This is a genomic window from Psychroflexus sp. ALD_RP9 (assembly GCF_017311165.1).
Taxonomy (GTDB): domain Bacteria; phylum Bacteroidota; class Bacteroidia; order Flavobacteriales; family Flavobacteriaceae; genus Psychroflexus.
On sequence record NZ_CP062973.1, the window covers coordinates 1864857 to 1880730 of the forward strand.

15 protein-coding genes are annotated in these 15874 nt (G+C 32.8%); 4 read left to right on the forward strand and 11 right to left on the reverse strand.

The annotated features are described in order from the left end of the window. Positions 1 to 6 precede the first annotated feature (6 nt). A complete protein-coding gene (ftsZ, locus tag IMZ30_RS08640) occupies positions 7 to 1881 on the forward strand; it encodes a cell division protein FtsZ (RefSeq protein ID WP_207037909.1) in 1875 nt (624 codons plus the stop codon). Between the two features lie 53 nt (positions 1882 to 1934). On the opposite strand, the gene IMZ30_RS08645 is transcribed toward ftsZ, so the two are convergent. The 4 genes from IMZ30_RS08645 to IMZ30_RS08660 all read right to left on the reverse strand — a co-directional run bounded on the left by IMZ30_RS08645 (position 1935) and on the right by IMZ30_RS08660 (position 5498). After that, a complete protein-coding gene (locus IMZ30_RS08645) occupies positions 1935 to 2393 on the reverse strand; it encodes an OsmC family protein (protein WP_207037910.1) in 459 nt (152 codons plus the stop codon). A 164-nt stretch (positions 2394 to 2557) separates the two neighbouring features. Next, on the reverse strand, positions 2558 to 3013 hold the full coding sequence (locus IMZ30_RS08650; RefSeq protein WP_207037911.1) for a hemerythrin domain-containing protein: 456 nt from the start codon (positions 3011 to 3013) through the stop codon (positions 2558 to 2560). Between the two features lie 64 nt (positions 3014 to 3077). Next, positions 3078 to 4115, reverse strand: coding sequence for a cytochrome d ubiquinol oxidase subunit II (gene cydB / locus IMZ30_RS08655; protein WP_207037912.1), 1038 nt, complete (start codon positions 4113 to 4115; stop codon positions 3078 to 3080). Positions 4116 to 4121: 6 nt separating this feature from the next. Next, entirely contained in the window at positions 4122 to 5498 is a 1377-nt protein-coding gene (locus tag IMZ30_RS08660) for a cytochrome ubiquinol oxidase subunit I (RefSeq protein ID WP_207037913.1), read from the reverse strand. Between the two features lie 146 nt (positions 5499 to 5644). On the opposite strand from IMZ30_RS08660, the gene IMZ30_RS08665 reads away from it, so the two are divergent. Both IMZ30_RS08665 and IMZ30_RS08670 read left to right on the forward strand, forming a co-directional pair. Then, positions 5645 to 6010 carry a hypothetical protein gene (locus IMZ30_RS08665; protein WP_207037914.1) on the forward strand — a complete coding sequence of 122 codons (366 nt, stop codon included), beginning with the start codon at positions 5645 to 5647 and terminating at the stop codon, positions 6008 to 6010. A 47-nt stretch (positions 6011 to 6057) separates the two neighbouring features. Continuing rightward, the gene (locus tag IMZ30_RS08670) at positions 6058 to 8337 is read left to right on the forward strand and encodes a TonB-dependent receptor domain-containing protein (protein ID WP_207037915.1); all 2280 of its coding nucleotides are present in this window, start codon (positions 6058 to 6060) and stop codon (positions 8335 to 8337) included. 65 nt (positions 8338 to 8402) lie between these two features. On the opposite strand, the gene IMZ30_RS08675 is transcribed toward IMZ30_RS08670, so the two are convergent. The 5 genes from IMZ30_RS08675 to IMZ30_RS08695 form a co-directional block, all read right to left on the reverse strand. Beyond that, entirely contained in the window at positions 8403 to 9659 is a 1257-nt protein-coding gene (locus IMZ30_RS08675) for an FAD/NAD(P)-binding oxidoreductase (protein WP_207037916.1), read from the reverse strand. 100 nt (positions 9660 to 9759) lie between these two features. Next, entirely contained in the window at positions 9760 to 10440 is a 681-nt protein-coding gene (locus tag IMZ30_RS08680) for an aspartate/glutamate racemase family protein (protein ID WP_207037917.1), read from the reverse strand. Position 10441: 1 nt separating this feature from the next. Next, positions 10442 to 11209 (reverse strand): carbonic anhydrase, encoded by a 768-nt coding sequence (locus tag IMZ30_RS08685; RefSeq protein WP_207037918.1) that lies wholly within the window; start codon positions 11207 to 11209, stop codon positions 10442 to 10444. Beyond that, complete coding sequence (locus IMZ30_RS08690; RefSeq protein ID WP_207037919.1) at positions 11196 to 12188, reverse strand: DUF3365 domain-containing protein; 993 nt, start codon at positions 12186 to 12188, stop codon at positions 11196 to 11198. Before IMZ30_RS08690 ends, IMZ30_RS08685 begins: the two co-directional genes overlap by 14 nt. Positions 12189 to 12195: 7 nt before the next feature. Continuing rightward, the gene (locus tag IMZ30_RS08695; RefSeq protein WP_207037920.1) at positions 12196 to 12996 is read right to left on the reverse strand and encodes a sulfite exporter TauE/SafE family protein; all 801 of its coding nucleotides are present in this window, start codon (positions 12994 to 12996) and stop codon (positions 12196 to 12198) included. A 115-nt stretch (positions 12997 to 13111) separates the two neighbouring features. Between IMZ30_RS08695 and IMZ30_RS08700 the strand changes: the two genes are divergently transcribed. Then, positions 13112 to 13561 (forward strand): GatB/YqeY domain-containing protein, encoded by a 450-nt coding sequence (locus tag IMZ30_RS08700; protein WP_207037921.1) that lies wholly within the window; start codon positions 13112 to 13114, stop codon positions 13559 to 13561. Positions 13562 to 13641: 80 nt separating this feature from the next. On the opposite strand, the gene IMZ30_RS08705 is transcribed toward IMZ30_RS08700, so the two are convergent. Together IMZ30_RS08705 and IMZ30_RS08710 are read right to left on the reverse strand one after the other, a co-directional pair. After that, on the reverse strand, positions 13642 to 14016 hold the full coding sequence (locus tag IMZ30_RS08705; protein WP_207037922.1) for a PUR family DNA/RNA-binding protein: 375 nt from the start codon (positions 14014 to 14016) through the stop codon (positions 13642 to 13644). Between the two features lie 65 nt (positions 14017 to 14081). After that, the gene (locus IMZ30_RS08710; protein WP_207037923.1) at positions 14082 to 15839 is read right to left on the reverse strand and encodes an ABC transporter ATP-binding protein; all 1758 of its coding nucleotides are present in this window, start codon (positions 15837 to 15839) and stop codon (positions 14082 to 14084) included. Positions 15840 to 15874: the final 35 nt, after the last annotated feature.

Genomic DNA, 15874 nt, shown 5'->3' on the forward strand with positions numbered 1-15874 from the left:
TATATTATGGGCTCAGAATTAGATAACATTGCATTCGATTTACCGAAGAACCAGTCTAACGTCATTAAAGTAATCGGTGTTGGTGGCGGTGGCTCAAACGCTATTAATCACATGTTTAGTCAAGGCATTAAAGGTGTTGATTTTGTAATTTGTAATACCGATGCTCAAGCTTTAGAAAGTAGTCCAGTTCCCAATAAAATCCAGCTTGGCGTTAACTTAACCGAAGGATTAGGCGCTGGCGCAAATCCGGAAATAGGTAAAGAAGCAGCACAAGAATCTTCAGAAGACATCAAAAACTTACTAGGTAAAAATACTAAAATGGTTTTTGTTACGGCTGGAATGGGTGGCGGTACAGGAACTGGTGCAGCACCAGTAATTGCGCAGCTCTCACGTGATTTAGACATCTTAACTGTTGGTATTGTTACCATTCCTTTTCAGTTTGAAGGTAAAACTCGTAATGATCAAGCTCAACTAGGTGTTGAAGAGTTACGTCGAAATGTAGATTCTTTAATTGTTATTAATAACAACAAATTACGTGAAGTTTATGGTAATCTTGGTTTCAAAGCTGGTTTCTCTAAAGCCGATGAGGTTTTAGCAACCGCATCTAGAGGTATTGCAGAAGTAATAACTCACCATTACACACAAAACATCGACCTTCGTGATGCTAAAACAGTTTTAAGTAATAGCGGTACTGCAATTATGGGTTCAGGAACAGCCTCAGGTACAAACCGATCGAATATTGCAATCGAAAAGGCGCTTGATTCTCCCTTGTTAAATGATAATAAAATTACTGGTGCCCAGAATGTACTTTTATTAATTGTTTCAGGTAAGGAAGAAATTACGATTGATGAAATAGGAGAAATTAATGACCATATTCAAGCTGAAGCAGGTAACAGCGCTAATATTATTATGGGTGTTGGTGAAGATGAAAGCTTAGAAGAGTCTATTTCAGTAACCGTTATCGCCACTGGTTTTAATACTGAACAGCAAGATGTGATTGTTAATACCGAAACAAAGAAAATTATTCATACTTTGGAAGATGAACAAAAGGTTGAACAAGACTTAATGCCTAAAGATCATTTTAAAGCTCAACCAAAAACATCTAGAGCAACTGAAGAACCTAAAAAAATAATTCATACCTTAAATTTAGATGAAGCTGAGGATAATAAGCCAAAGCAGAATAATCAACCTAATGATATTAACGAAATAGATGTTGATTACGAAACTGTCAACAATGATATTGAATTTGAAATTCATGAAAAGCCGACAGAAAGTGAAACTCAATCTGAACAAGCTGAAGGTCATGATGATGGCTTTTTACAATTTGATTTGAACACATCAAATACTGAAGAAACCATCAAAAAGGAACGCCAATTTACTGCTGAAGAAATAAGCCAAATTGAAGTTCATAACTTTGAAGAAATCAAATTTCAGCCTAAGTCTGAACATCAAGTGAAGCGCTATAACTTAGAAGATTTCGAGGAGGAGCAATTAGAAAGTGTTTCACAGAAAACTTCAACTCAACCAAAAAAAGTTGAAGAACCTCAAGAAGAAAATTTATTTACTACTTCTATAAGAGATACTGAATCTACTCAGGATAACAATGAGACGACTGAAGTAGATCCATTTAATTCATCAATATCAGAATTAGCGGCTAGGGCAGAAGAGCGACGAGCCAAAATGAAGCAGTTTAACTATAAATTTAATCGTAGTAATAATATAGATGATATCGAAAAACAACCTGCTTATAAGCGTGCAGGTGTAGAACTTAAAGAGCACCAGCGTAATGCTCAAAATATGTCAAGAACTTCATTAGAATCTAATGAAGATGGGATTAACTTTAAATCTAACAACTCATTTTTACACGATAATGTAGATTAATTTAGACGTTACATTACCTTAAAAAACCTGTCTTAAAAAGACAGGTTTTTTTATTATTCTATTACGATAATGCGAGGATGCATTTCAATTTTAGAAATAACAGAATTTGAAATTAAGCAAGCTTTTTTTGATTTCTCTAATACTTTTTCTGCCTTTTTTTTGTCTCGATTTTTTTTAAGGCAGATTTCAGGATAAAGTTCAACTTTGTGCATAGCAAAGCGTCCATCTACTTTGTTTAAAAAACCTTTCGATGGGCATTTAAAACTACTATAGTTTAACTTAGAGTGTTCTGCAATCGCTAAAAAAGTGGTCATCAAACAGCTTGATACGGCTGCTGTAAATAAATGTTCTGGAGACCACGTAAATGGCATACCGCCATTAAATTGTGTTGGTGTGGCAACTTCAATTTCGTTTGAGTTGTTATTTATTTGGTCATGAAGTTCAGGTGAATACATTTTACCTTTTCGTTGTTCAAGCCATTTAATTTCTACATTGTAAATGTGATCTTCCATAAATATTTTATTATTGAGAATGCAAAATAAAACCTATTTTAAGGTTTAAATTATGACATATCTCAGAAGATATCATTTAAATATTGCGCGTTAAATTTTTTTACTATAAGGTTTAGAATAGCTTAGATAATATGCTTTAATTTATGTAGTTATAAAATATAGTGTTATTTCCAAAAAGGTTTGTCCCAATATGGACAGTTAAGCTGTGCTTGATGATTTTTTGTGTAAATTTCAAGCTCATATTCACTGAGTTTAGTTTGTATTTCAGGGAATAATTTGCGTTCCTCAAACCTTACATAAACCACTAGCATTTTATAAATTTTAATAACATGCAATTTCTCTATTTGATTAGTTTTGAAAAGTTGCTCAAGTTTTTCATGATATTCTTGAGCTTTTTTTGTGAGATTAGTGGCTTCAGATGTAATCGGAAATAAATACAACTCTTCTTGTTGAAAGTGAACATAAAGATAATGTTTCCAAAACCAATCGATGTAACTTCTAATGTTATCAATTTCAGCTTTTTTAAGCCCTTTCTTTAAACGTAAAGCAAATACCAAAATGTCGTGATGTTCCCGACTTAGATTTTGTAATGCTGGATGTCTTTTAAGAGGTTTTGGCATAGGCCAAATATCCTTAATTTTATGCGTAAATAAGCAATTGTATTAAAATAATATGATTCAAAATTTAGTAACTAATTTGGTTATGTTTTACTTTCCCCCAAAATGTTCTATAAACAAAATAGCTATACAGTAACACCAAAGGACCGCCAATGGCCACAAATCCCATCATAATTTTTAAGGTTTTGGTAGACGCTGCAGCGTTGTAAATGGTAATGCTATTTTCTATGCTTGGATTAGATAGTAATAACCTAGGGTATAATTCAAAAGCCACAATTACAAGTAACAAGGCAATGGTAATACTTGTAAAAATAAAGGCCCAGCCATATTTTTTCTTACTTGCTAATCGAGGCACATTCGCTATGCTTAAAAATACCAATAAAGGAACAATAAATAAAATTTTGTTTTCTTCAAAAACCACCAAAAGATGGTCTAAATATAAAAATCCATAGCTTGTAGTTATCAAGTAAGCTAGAATGAAAAATGCCATTCCTTTTTTCAAAAAACCCTGAATTCTATCAAATAATTTGCCTTCTGTTTTAAGCAGTAGATAAATAGCACCATGCATCATGAAGAGTGCTAAACTAGTTACGCCAACTAAAATTGAAAACGGATTTAGAAACTCGAAAAAACCACGTCCAACATATTCATAATTTTCATTTAACGGCATGCCGTTTAGAATATTACCTAAAACAACACCTAGTAGAAAAGCCAACATAATGCTAGAAATAGAATAACTCCAATCCCACATTCTTCTCCACCAAAGCATGTCTTCCATATTTCTAAATTTGATAGAAATACCGCGGAAAATGATAAAAAGTAAAAACAAAATAAATGGCGTATACATAGCCGAAAATAAGGTGCCATAAAACACGGGGAAACCAGCAAATAGCGTTCCGCCGCCAATTACCAACCAAACTTCATTTCCATGCCAAGTAGGGTCGATGGCTTTTAGAGCGGTTTCTCTGCTGGTATTTTTTTTAAAAAACATATGCCAAGCTCCTGCTCCAAAATCAAACCCATCTAAAATGGCATAACCCGAAAAGAGTGCCCCGACGACTAAAAACCACCAAGTTGGATAATCTATTCCTAATAAAGTTTCCATATTATTTTATTTTGTAACTACTTCAGCTATTTCTTTATTTAAACTTCCATCATCAAAGTTGATATCACTTTCTGGGCCGCTTTTAATTTTTTTATTCATTAAATAAATGAATAAAAGAAATAAAACGAGATAAACAACAAAAAACAAGATTAACGAGAATAACACTTGATTGGCTTGTACACTTTTAGATAAAGCATCAGAAGTTCTTAGTAAACCATAAACAACCCAAGGCTGTCTGCCCATTTCAGCAGCAAACCAGCCAAATTGATTGGCTAATTGTGGCAATAGTGCTGTAAAAACAAAAGTCCATAACAACCATTTTTTCTGAAAAAGCTTACCACGTTTCCACTGCCATAATGCAAATAAGCTTAAAGCAATAAGAAACATGCCAATAGCTACCATTAAATGATAAAATTGAAAAACGGCATTCACTTGAGAAGGTTGATCTTCTTCAGGAAAAGCATCTAGGCCTGTGACTGGAGTTTCAAAATCTTGATGTAACATAAATGAAAGTCCTCCAGGCACTTTTAAGCCACTCACTTCTTTATTTTCTTTATCTACCCAGCCCAACAAGTATAAATCTGCTGCTGCTGATTTTTCAAAATGTCCTTCCATAGCGGCTAACTTTGCGGGTTGGTTAACGGCAACGCCTTCAGCAGAACTGTGACCCGTAAATAGTTGAGCTAATGAAGCAATGGCTGCAACTACCAAGGTAATTTTGAATGCTTTTTTAGATAAAAATACAAAACGACCTTTTAAAATATAATAAGCATGCACACTTAAGATTAAAAATGTTCCAGCTAAGAAGGCACCAAGCCAAACGTGAGTTAACCGGTCAACAGAAGATGGATTAAAGACCATAGCCCAAAAATCAACTATTTCTGCTCTGGCTTGCATTCCTTCTCCTACAATATGGTAACCCGCAGGCGTTTGTTGCCAAGAATTGGCTACCACAATCCACACTGCAGAAAACATAGAACCTAAAAAAACAGCCCAGGTAGCCACTAAATGAACCCAAGGTTTTACACGGTTCCACCCAAATAATAGTACACCTAAAGCACTACTTTCTAAAGCGAAGGCAAAAATACCTTCAGCTGCAAGTGCACTTCCAAAGATATCACCCACATAACGAGAATAAGTTGCCCAATTGGTTCCAAACTCAAACTCCATAACAATACCAGTTACCACACCAATACCAAAAGTAATAGCGAAGATTTTAGTCCAAAATTTTGCTAAGACTTCGTATTCTTTTTGCTTGGTTCGTAAATACATACTTTCAAAAACAACCATTATTAAGCCTATACCGATACTTAGTGGCGGATAGATATAATGAAAAGCAACAGTGAAGGCAAATTGGATACGAGAGAGAATTTCTACATCCATAATTTTTTTTTACAAAATTAAAACAATTAAATTCCTACAACAGGTAACTATTGTTACAAACAGAATAGATTTAACATTGGCTAAATTGTGACTTATGTCACAAAACAAATTACAGAGCTTTGTATCTTTGCAATAGAATTAGGTTAATGAAACTTAAAGCCATCTTATTAGTCGTTTTGATAAGTCTTTTTACATTAAAGAGTGGCTTTTTAATGTCTTATTACCTTATTTTTACAGATAACTTTATTGAAAACTTTTGTGTCAATAAAGACCAGCCAGAATTAGAATGTGATGGGAAGTGTTTTTTGTCTAAAATGTTAGATAAAGCACCAACAGATGATCATACAAGTTCTTTTAATTTTTTTGTTGAAAATGAACTTATTTATGTGTTATCACTTCATTCAATTTTTGATTTTGCCCCAGTAGAGCCAAAATCTTCAAAATTTGCGTACATTAATTTTTATAACGGCAGGAGCTTAGATAGCTTGATTAAACCGCCTGAGTTGCTATAAATTTTTCAGGATTCTATTAAAATGTTTAATCAAGTAACTAAAAACAAATGAAAAAAATGTATTTAGCAGCGTTTCTGTTGTTTACAGCAGTCAGCTTTGCTCAAACTCGTCTATTTAAAATTGTAGATAAAAACACAAAAAAAGAATTAACTACGGCTTATGCCGAAAATACGGTAACCAATGCTATAATTTATGCAAACGCTGAAGGTTTAGCTCTTGAGCTACAGCAAAGTTATCGCATTAAAAATCTAGGCTATCAATCTGTTGAAGTTAAAATTACTTCAACTACTCCAGAAGTCGTATCTCTTCAGCCAAAAGTAAATAGTTTAGCTGAAGTTCTAATTACAGGTAACAGACTCCAAGACCCTGTAATGACTATGGTAAAACCAGATATTTCAAAATATGTTGTTCAACCAAAAAATGTAGCTGATTTGTTTTCAGGACTAAATGGGTTCTCGTTAATAAAACGTGGTAATTACGCTATAGATCCAAGCTTTAGAGCAGCTCAGTACGAACAACTAAATATTCAATATGATGGAGGCACAAAAGTTATGCATGCATGTCCTAACCGTATGGATCCTATAACTAGTCATGTTTCTCCCGAAGAAATTTCTAAAATAGAAGTAATTAAAGGTCCTTTTAGTGTGCGTTATGGCGCTACTTTTGGTGGTGTTGTTAATTTAGTAACACAATCTGCTCAAAACTATAAAAAAGGTATCTCAGGATCTGTTTCTTCTGGATATGAAACTAATGGGAATGCTTTAACTACAATGGCTAAATTAAACTATGTTGATAATAAATTTGATTTAGGTGTTAACTACGGTTATCGTGATTTTGGTAACTACGAAGATGGCTCTAATACCGAGATTCCTAGTAGTTTTAGAAGTATTGATTATGGTATAAATTTAGGTTATAATTTTACAGAACAACAAAGACTTCAACTTAATTGGCGCCAATCGTATGGTCGTGAAGTATTACATGCCTCTTTACCTATGGATACAGAATATGACGATTCATCTATTGCTTCTTTAGATTATCACATCAATGAATTATCTGAAGGTATTAACGCTTTAAAGTTCAAGGTTTACTATTCATTTGTTGATCATTTAATGACTAATGAAAATAGACCAAACCGATCTATAGTTGAAGCAAGTTCGCCAGTAGAGTCTACAACAACTGGTGGTAAACTAGAAGTTGATTGGCAATTATCTGAAGCAATTCGAGTGTTTAGCGGTGTTGATGCTCAACTAATCGCTAGAGATGGCTCTAGAACTCGAGTTGTAAAACAAAACATGATGGGAATGCCTTTGCCGCAAGCCCAAATATTTACAGATAAAATTTGGCAAGATTCTTATGTTAATACATTTGGTTTTTTTAACGAAGCCAAATGGAAGCTTCAAGAAAAAACATCTTTAACTTTAGGCGCAAGACTTGATTTAGTTACTTCAGATATCAAAGATCCAGAAGCCGATTTCGAAGACTTATACCCTAATTTGGGCGAGCGTGAAGAATATAATTTTAGTTTTACGGCATCTATAATTCAGGATTTAAGCGATCATTCTACCTTAGAGTTTGCCTTTGGTCGTGGACTTCGGTCAGCTAATATGATAGAACGTTATATTAATCATTTTTCTGTAGGTCCAGACCCTTTTGAATATATAGGTAATCCAAACCTTGATGCCGAAGTTAATAATCAATTTGAAGTAAAATATGCTTCTAATTATGCGCTTAATCACAACTTTTTTAAAGGGATTAATTTTGAAGCATCTGCTTATTATTCAATATTCGAAAACTATATTGTACCACTGATAGATACAAGCTTAAGCCGGAAATATATGCCAAATCTTGAGCCAACAAACCCAAAAGTGTTTAGAAACCTGGATGAAGCATATAAGTATGGTTTTGAAACTAGCCTTAGTTTAGCTTTAATAAATGATTTTAATTTAAACTGGCAATCTGCTTATGTCATGACCAAAAATCAAGATCTTGATGAAGCTTTACCATTAACACCGCCTTGGCGAAATAGATTTACATTGGCATATACCACCAATACTTTTTGGGGTGAATTAGCTTATCAAGTTGTGAGTAAACAAGACGAACTTTCAACATCTTTTGGTGAAGTTGAAACACCAGCTTGGCAAACATTAGATTTTAAAGCTGGTTTTAACTACAAGTCTTATCAATTTGGTGTTGCAGTGCTTAATATTTTTGATGAATTTTATAATAACCATCTTAATTTTGCATTCACAAACCAAGATGGTTTTTCAAGACGACCAATTACTGAACCAGGTCGAAATTTTAGTGTATTTGCAAAGTATAAATTTTAGAACATAAGGAATTGCATAAAAAAAGGTCAACTTATTAGTTGACCTTTTTTTTTGATTATACTGAATTACACAGCTTCACCTTTCATCATTTTATTCCAGTATAAGTAAGGCAAGCCATATTTTTTAAGCATCCATAATCGCCAATGTTCCTTAGCAGAATTGAAAACTAGCATTTGCTTTAGTTTTGGATCTGGTGTAAAATTACCTTCATAATCAAATTCTGCAAGCGTCATTTTACCATATCCTGTCACTAGAGGACAAGAAGAATAACCTTGATAAGAATTATTATTCGCTTCTTGATTATTCATTAATTTTAAAATATTATCAACTAAAACGGGTACTTGCTTTCTAATAGCTGCACCTGTTTTAGCCGTAGGTAAGCCAGCTACATCGCCAAGACCAAAAATAGTTGGATATTTGTTATGTTGAAGTGTATTTATGTTAACATCAAGCCAGCCATCTTTATTGGCTAATTCAGAATCACGAACAAATTTTGGTGCAGCTTGAGGCGGTGCGATATGCAGCATGTCAAATGGAACTTCAATATTAGCGACACCGCTAATTTTTTCACCAATTTCTTTTGACTCATTTGTTACACATTGGTTTTCGTCATCTCCTGTGTACGAGAAAATAATTTTTTTATTTTTTGCATCAATATGTCTTGGTGCATAAAATGGTTTAAACACGATACCATATCGCTCTACAACTCTAGTTAAGGTATCACGAATAGGCTTAACACCAAATAGTACTGAGCCTGGTGTAGCAAACACTACTTTAGAGTCTATTTTGTTTTTTCTAAAATAATCTGCAGCTAAATAGGCAATTTTTTGTGGAGCTCCACCGCACTTTATAGGAGTTGTAGGTTGAGTAAAAATAGCATTACCACCTTTAAAGTTTTTAATGACTTCCCAAGTGTGTTTAGGGTCTGTATAATTACTACAAACAACACCTTTACCTAACGACTCTTCAAGACCTTCTATTTGTTTAGGATCCATAACTAAGCCTGGAGATACGACTAAATATTTGTAACCAATAGATCCATTATTTTTGGTTTCTACGATGTTTTCTGTAGCATTAAATTTCGTGGCATAATCCTTAATCCATTTAGCGCCTTCTGGAATTAAATCTTTCATTGGTTTTGCAGTGTCTTCATAATTGTAAGTTCCTGCACCAACTAAAGTCCAAGCTGGTTGATAGTAATGTGTGTCAGATGGCTCTATAATAGCAATGTCTAATGTTTTATCTTTTTTTAGAAGTTGTGCAGCTGTCATAATGCCACCCGAACCGCCTCCGATAATTAAAATATCATGTGATGAGTTCATAAGAAGTTTAATTTAAAATTTAATAAAAATACGAATAATAGATAACGCTATATGTAACTAAAGTTACAATAGTTTGGATTATCCTTAAGTAAATGGCTTTTTATTTATTAAGAATGAAATTAATAGCTGATTTTATATGTAAATCGGTAGTTTTTAAAAAAGGAACAATTGATTTTTCATCTTTTAAGAGAATTGGGAGTTCTGTACATCCTAAGATAACAGCATCAATTGCTTCTTTATGTATTTTAATGAGTTCTTTATAAAAGTGTTTAGCTTCAGAAGTAAACTGGCCTTGTGTTAGTTCTTTAGAAACGTAATAATGTGATTTATCAATATTACTTTCAGAAGGAATGACAATTTTTAAACCATAGTTTTCCTTTAGGTAATCTTTCAAAAAAGACTTGGTAGTTGTTGGTTTATTACCAAGAAGTAATAAAGATTTATAGTTGTATTTTTTGGCTTCTTGACCAATAGCGTCTGCAATGTGTAAAAACGGAATATCAATTTTTGGCTGCACAAATTCTACTGCCATGTGTGGTGTGTTAGCGCAAATGATTATTGCTTCAGCACCGGCTTTTTGTAGCTTTTGAGCGACTTTTAGGTAAGTAGTATTAATCTCATCGATATCTTGCCGTCTCATTACATCTATATTAATACTGTAGATTAATAATTCAGGGTTAGCATCTAAGCCAATTTGCTTGCTAACACCTTCGTTAATCAATTTATAATATTCTAAAGTTGAGTGATAAGAAGTTCCGCCAATGAGTCCAAGTAATTTCATATCAAAAATGACTTAATTTAATGATTCTTCCATTCTGAGGTTTATGGCCACGATAATTATTAATTGGCATAAAATCTCTAAGTAGTTCAACTTGAGCTTCAGATACATTAATTGGTTCTTTAAATACAAACCATGATACATTTTCTGTGCAAGGTGGCGTGGTTAAAGATCCTTTATACATAAAATAGTTTTGGTCTTCAGGTAGTGTTGATTGTATATCGAAACTTTTATCAATCAATTTTGATTCATGTAAGTCTAAAGGTAAAAAGCGCTCCAAAAATTCAAAAGGTTCACTGTTTTTTCCTTCTTTTGCCATGATTCCTAAAACACAAACTTCACCATCATTCGAGGTATGCACTAAATGTATTTCAAGAGGATAACGAACGCCTTCAATTAAATGTTCAGCTGGTTCATGAAAATGAAATTGAACCAAATTGTATCGTTTTGATTTGTAAATTAAATAATCTCCTTTTTCAAAATTATATTTAACAGTGTGTCCGTTGTTTTCTACACTATGAATTTTAGTACTATCTGCATAATGTAAATCAAGTGGGTTTAGATTTTTATCTTCGCTGAAATTAACTAAGTTTATAGGAGATTGAAATAATCCGTTACATTGATTGTTTTTTTCTAGTTCGTCCCAATGCTCAGGTCCTGTCTCGCCTTCATAGCTCCAATGGTTTTGATTAGCGTTTTTGTCAGTCGCATTTTCAGTACCACAACTTGTTACTAAAATCAGGATAAGAAATATAGATTTAATTTTGTTCATCACTTTTAAAACTTATGCTCCAAATTCCTCTAACTTCGTTAGTTTGGTGACCTATTGCCTGATCTTCAGGATATAATTTCAAAATTTTATTGTAGTCGTTTTTTGCTATTGTTTTATTTGGTGTACCATGGCATTTTAAACACATGTTATTTGTTACAATAGGATAATAAAAGTTAGTTTGACCATTATTTTTCTCAAGAATTGGTTTGATATCGCTATTGTTAGCTAGTAAAGCTTTAAATGTTTTAATATGTTCGAGCTCTACGTTATTAGCTGTATTTGAAGGATTTCTTGGCTGGTCCGTAACACGTTTTATTTTGACTTGATGGTGTTTTGCCATAGAGTCTGTAAGCGGTATAGCTTGCTCGTTACAAAAACTTAGGGCGTGACTCACACCTTTTTTCTGAATAGCTCCCATTAAATTTTGTCCCAAAACAGCTTTTGTAGATTTAGCATAATGCATACCTTTTTCTGCGTCTGTTTTAGGTTGAGTGTGACCAAGCTTTTTTTGTTTGCCTTTGCCATGATGCTCTTTAAACTTAGAGGGTTTTTCTATATCGTAATTGTATAAATAATGAGCGATTGCATTAATATCTTTTTCTTTAAAAACCTGATAAGGCATGAGTCCAAATTTCTGCACTGCACCCTTCATGATGGCCTTTTCTTTGGTGGGTTTTTCTAAAAAAGCCCACATTTTGGCTTTAAACTCTTCTTCTGAATTATATTTTTTTAGATAATGATTTTTAATTGCTACAAATGGAGGTGCAATCCTGTTTTCTTTTTTAGCTTTAGGATTATGGCAAACATAACACTGATTCTCCATTAATGTTTTCCCTTTAGAGGCTAACTCAGTTTGTGCTATTTCAGCTTCAGAAACATCTACATATTTATTATTTTCATTTGATTCAGTTTTTGTTGAAGTTTGACAACTCACTAATGCTAATGAAGTTATTGAAAAAAGACTTAATATTTTATTCATATTTAAGTTATTTAGTGAATTCTTTAAAGATAATGTAAATTCCCATGACTAAGACAAACCAGCCAAAGCCTTTTTTTAATTTTTTTCCATCGATAAATTTGTTAAGCCAAATGCCGATGAAGATACCAACAACTGAAAGGGCTGTAAAACTAACAAGGAAATTCCATTCAATTTCAAGATTCTGAACATCGCCAATAAAGCCGATAAGTGATTTTATAGCAATGATCAACAAAGAAGTTGCCACCGCTTTTTTCATAGGTAATTTTGCTAAAATCACCAGTGCAGGAATTATTAAAAATCCACCACCAGCTCCAACAATTCCAGTTAATGTCCCCACAACAAAACCTTCTATAATAATTAATGGATAATTGTATTGTATAGCTTGTTGCTCATCTGTTGGCTTATTTTTACTCTTGATCATTGAGTAAGATGCTAATATCATTATCACCGCAAAAAAGAGCATGATGGCTATATTCTTAGTAATTAAAAAACCACCAACACTAAATAACTCATCAGGTATAAATGGAATTAAAAATTTACGAGTTACATAAACAGCAATAAAAGCAGGAATTGCAAAAACAATAGCGGTTCTGAAATCTACTAATCTTTTTTGCATATTTCTAAACGCACCGACCAAAGAAGACACACCGACTACAAAAAGCGAATAAGCCGTAGCGATTACAGGGTCTTCAGATAATAAATATACTAAAACAGGAACAGTTAATATTGAACCACCACCACCTATTAAACCTAAAACGAGCCCTATAATTAAAGCACCAATGTAACCAAGAACTTCTATAATTTCCATAGTAATTAAATAAAATTCAAAATTAACTTTATTCTTCAGTAGTAGCAGTAACATTGGTTACAGTGCACTTTAAATACAACAAGTCTTTGTGTATATTTGCTAAAAATATGCAACTATGTCTCTAGAAAAACAAGTTATGGAAAAAATGAAGGCGGCTATGAAAGCTAAAGATAGCGTCGCCTTAGGATCTTTAAGATCTATAAAAAATGAATTACTAAAAGCTAAAACATCTTCAGGTTCAGCTGAAGAATTAAGCGAAGCTGATGAACTTAAACTACTACAAAAGTTAGTGAAACAGCGTAAAGAAAGTGCTCAAGTTTATCAAGAACAAGGTCGTGAAGATTTAGCTGAAGCTGAATTGAGTGAAGCAAAAATTATTGAAACTTTTTTACCAGAGCAATTATCTGAAGAAGAAATTGAAGCGAAAGTTAAAGCAATAATAACTGAAGTTAACGCTGAAGGTATGAAAGATATGGGTAAGGTGATGGGTTTAGCCTCGAAGCAGCTTGCAGGGAAAGCTGATGGTAAGACCATCTCTAAGCTTGTTAAACAGCACTTGTCATAAAAAGTTTTCAGTCAGTTTATAAAAAACAAAGCCTCAAAATCTAGATTTTGAGGCTTTGTTTTTTTAACAAAAATAGACTTTTATATATCGTCAAACTTTACATCAGTAAAAGCTTTTGTTTCTTCTAAAACATTTTCATTACTAAGGTTGTTTTCTTTTTTGAAGTCACTTTGATGTCGCTCACTAATCACTTCTTCGCCTTTTTCATTAACAATAAACTGTGTGGCTTCTTCTAAGGCTTCTTTAAACCCATCAAAATCTTCTTTGTAGAGATAAATTTTGTGCTTTTTATAAAAAAACGAACCATCGTCATTGGTAAACTTTTTACTTTCAGTAATTGTTAGGTAATAATCATCTGCTTTTGTAGAACGTACGTCAAAAAAATAAGTTCTTCTGCCAGCTCTAATCACTCTTGAAAAGATGTCGTCATTCTTCATCATGCCTTGATCACTCATAATAACTTTTTGATTTGTTTAAGTGTCAAAAATCATAAAAAAAAATAAAAAAAACCAAGCTTTACTTAGGTTTCTTTTTTGGTAAGTTGTTTTTCGTAAAGCGACTTATAATAACCTTTAGATTTAACAAGTTGGTTGTGAGTACCTTCTTGAATAATCTTGCCATCGTCTAAAACTAAAACTTTGTTTGCGGTTCTAGCTGAAGAAGCTCTGTGGCTAACAATTACAGCAGTTTTTTTACTTGAAATTTGACTAAGATTATTAAATATTTCTTCTTCAGTTTCGGTGTCAACAGCCGAAAGACAATCATCAAATAAAACAATTTCTGGATTTTTAATAATTGCTCTTGCGATAGAAACACGTTGTTTTTGGCCACCTGATAATGTAATACCTCGTTCACCTAACACAGTATCGTAAGATTTACTAAAGTTTTTAATATTGTCGTGAACTGCAGCATATTTAGCCGCTTTTATAACATCTTCTTCAGTGGCATCATGTTTCCCAAATTTTATGTTTTCTCTTATACTTTCACTAAATAAAAATGCATCTTGAGGTACATAACCAATTTGCTTTCTAAGTTCAAATAAGTTAAAACTCTCAATAGGTTGGTCGTCTATTAAAATTTCACCTTCAGTTACATCATAAAGCCTGCCGATGAGTTCAAGGATTGTTGATTTTCCTGATCCTGTTTTTCCTAAAATTACTAAACTATTTCCAGGTTCTAAAACAAAAGAGACGTTTTTTAGTGCTTCAATATTGGTGTCTTCGTAGGTAAAGCTTACGTTTTTAAATTCAATTTTACCTTTAATTTTTAGACTTCGCTCTGATGTATTCTTAACACTTGGTTTTTCACTTAAGAATTCATTTATTCTAACTTGAGAGGCTTCAGCTTGTTGAATCATAGAAGTGATCCAGCCAACAGATGCTACAGGCCAAGTAAGCATATTTACATATAATATAAATTCAATTATTACACCAACACTTTCAATTTGGCCATTTATATATTGCTGCCCACCTACATAAATTACAATAAGGTTACTAAAACCAATCAGTAACACCATTAATGGAAAGAATATTGCTTGAACTCTTGCTAAATCTACATTTTTTATATTGCTTTCTTCAGCTAAGTCACTAAAGTCGCTTTTAAATTTTGGCTGAATACCATAAGATTTTATAACTGCAATTCCACTAAAACTTTCTTGTGTAAAAGTGTTTAACCGGGATAAAAATTGCTGTACAATTGTACTGCGTTTATTGATGGCAACACTTAATCTGTATATAGCAACCGATAAAATAGGTAAAGGTATTAAAGTGTACAACGTAAGCATTGGTGCAGCGCTAACCATGTACGAAATAACTACTACAAATAAAGTTAAGGTTTGCACACCATACATTAAAGCGGGACCGACATACATTCTTACTTTTGAAACATCTTCAGAAATACGATTCATTAAATCTCCTGTTCTGTTTTTTTTATAAAAGTTAAGCGATAGGTTTTGGTATTGTTCAAAAACCTCATTTTTAAGGTCGTATTCTATAAAGCGAGATACAACAATAAAAGTTTGTCTCATTAAAAAAGTAAAAATAGCAGAGGCTAAAGCTGCTCCGATAATCAGTGCAATATTTAGCATTAATTCATTTTTAACTACTTCTAAATCAGTAATTTCATTATTTAAGTAACGTTCAATTGCAGTGGTAGAATTTCTAATGAGTTGTGGTGTAAATATGGCAAAAACTCGCGCACCAATTGTAATGATAAGCCCTAGCAATAATCGCCACTTATACTTGTAGAGGTATTTATTTAGATGCTTTAATGCTTTCAATTAGCTTAATTTTAAAGAATGCAAATGTAATATTA

What these genes read in the sequence shown, in the direction of transcription:
- IMZ30_RS08675 (WP_207037916.1), bottom strand. Translation starts at nt 9,659, where the DNA reads ATGAACTCATCACATGATATTTTAATTATCGGAGGCGGTTCGGGTGGC.
- IMZ30_RS08670 (WP_207037915.1), top strand. Translation starts at nt 6,058, where the DNA reads ATGAAAAAAATGTATTTAGCAGCGTTTCTGTTGTTTACAGCAGTCAGC.
- IMZ30_RS08685 (WP_207037918.1), bottom strand. Translation starts at nt 11,209, where the DNA reads ATGAACAAAATTAAATCTATATTTCTTATCCTGATTTTAGTAACAAGT.
- cydB (WP_207037912.1), bottom strand. Translation starts at nt 4,115, where the DNA reads ATGGAAACTTTATTAGGAATAGATTATCCAACTTGGTGGTTTTTAGTC.
- ftsZ (WP_207037909.1), top strand. Translation starts at nt 7, where the DNA reads ATGGGCTCAGAATTAGATAACATTGCATTCGATTTACCGAAGAACCAG.
- IMZ30_RS08695 (WP_207037920.1), bottom strand. Translation starts at nt 12,996, where the DNA reads ATGGAAATTATAGAAGTTCTTGGTTACATTGGTGCTTTAATTATAGGG.
- IMZ30_RS08665 (WP_207037914.1), top strand. Translation starts at nt 5,645, where the DNA reads ATGAAACTTAAAGCCATCTTATTAGTCGTTTTGATAAGTCTTTTTACA.
- IMZ30_RS08650 (WP_207037911.1), bottom strand. Translation starts at nt 3,013, where the DNA reads ATGCCAAAACCTCTTAAAAGACATCCAGCATTACAAAATCTAAGTCGG.
- IMZ30_RS08705 (WP_207037922.1), bottom strand. Translation starts at nt 14,016, where the DNA reads ATGAGTGATCAAGGCATGATGAAGAATGACGACATCTTTTCAAGAGTG.
- IMZ30_RS08690 (WP_207037919.1), bottom strand. Translation starts at nt 12,188, where the DNA reads ATGAATAAAATATTAAGTCTTTTTTCAATAACTTCATTAGCATTAGTG.
- IMZ30_RS08700 (WP_207037921.1), top strand. Translation starts at nt 13,112, where the DNA reads ATGTCTCTAGAAAAACAAGTTATGGAAAAAATGAAGGCGGCTATGAAA.
- IMZ30_RS08645 (WP_207037910.1), bottom strand. Translation starts at nt 2,393, where the DNA reads ATGGAAGATCACATTTACAATGTAGAAATTAAATGGCTTGAACAACGA.
- IMZ30_RS08680 (WP_207037917.1), bottom strand. Translation starts at nt 10,440, where the DNA reads ATGAAATTACTTGGACTCATTGGCGGAACTTCTTATCACTCAACTTTA.
- IMZ30_RS08660 (WP_207037913.1), bottom strand. Translation starts at nt 5,498, where the DNA reads ATGGATGTAGAAATTCTCTCTCGTATCCAATTTGCCTTCACTGTTGCT.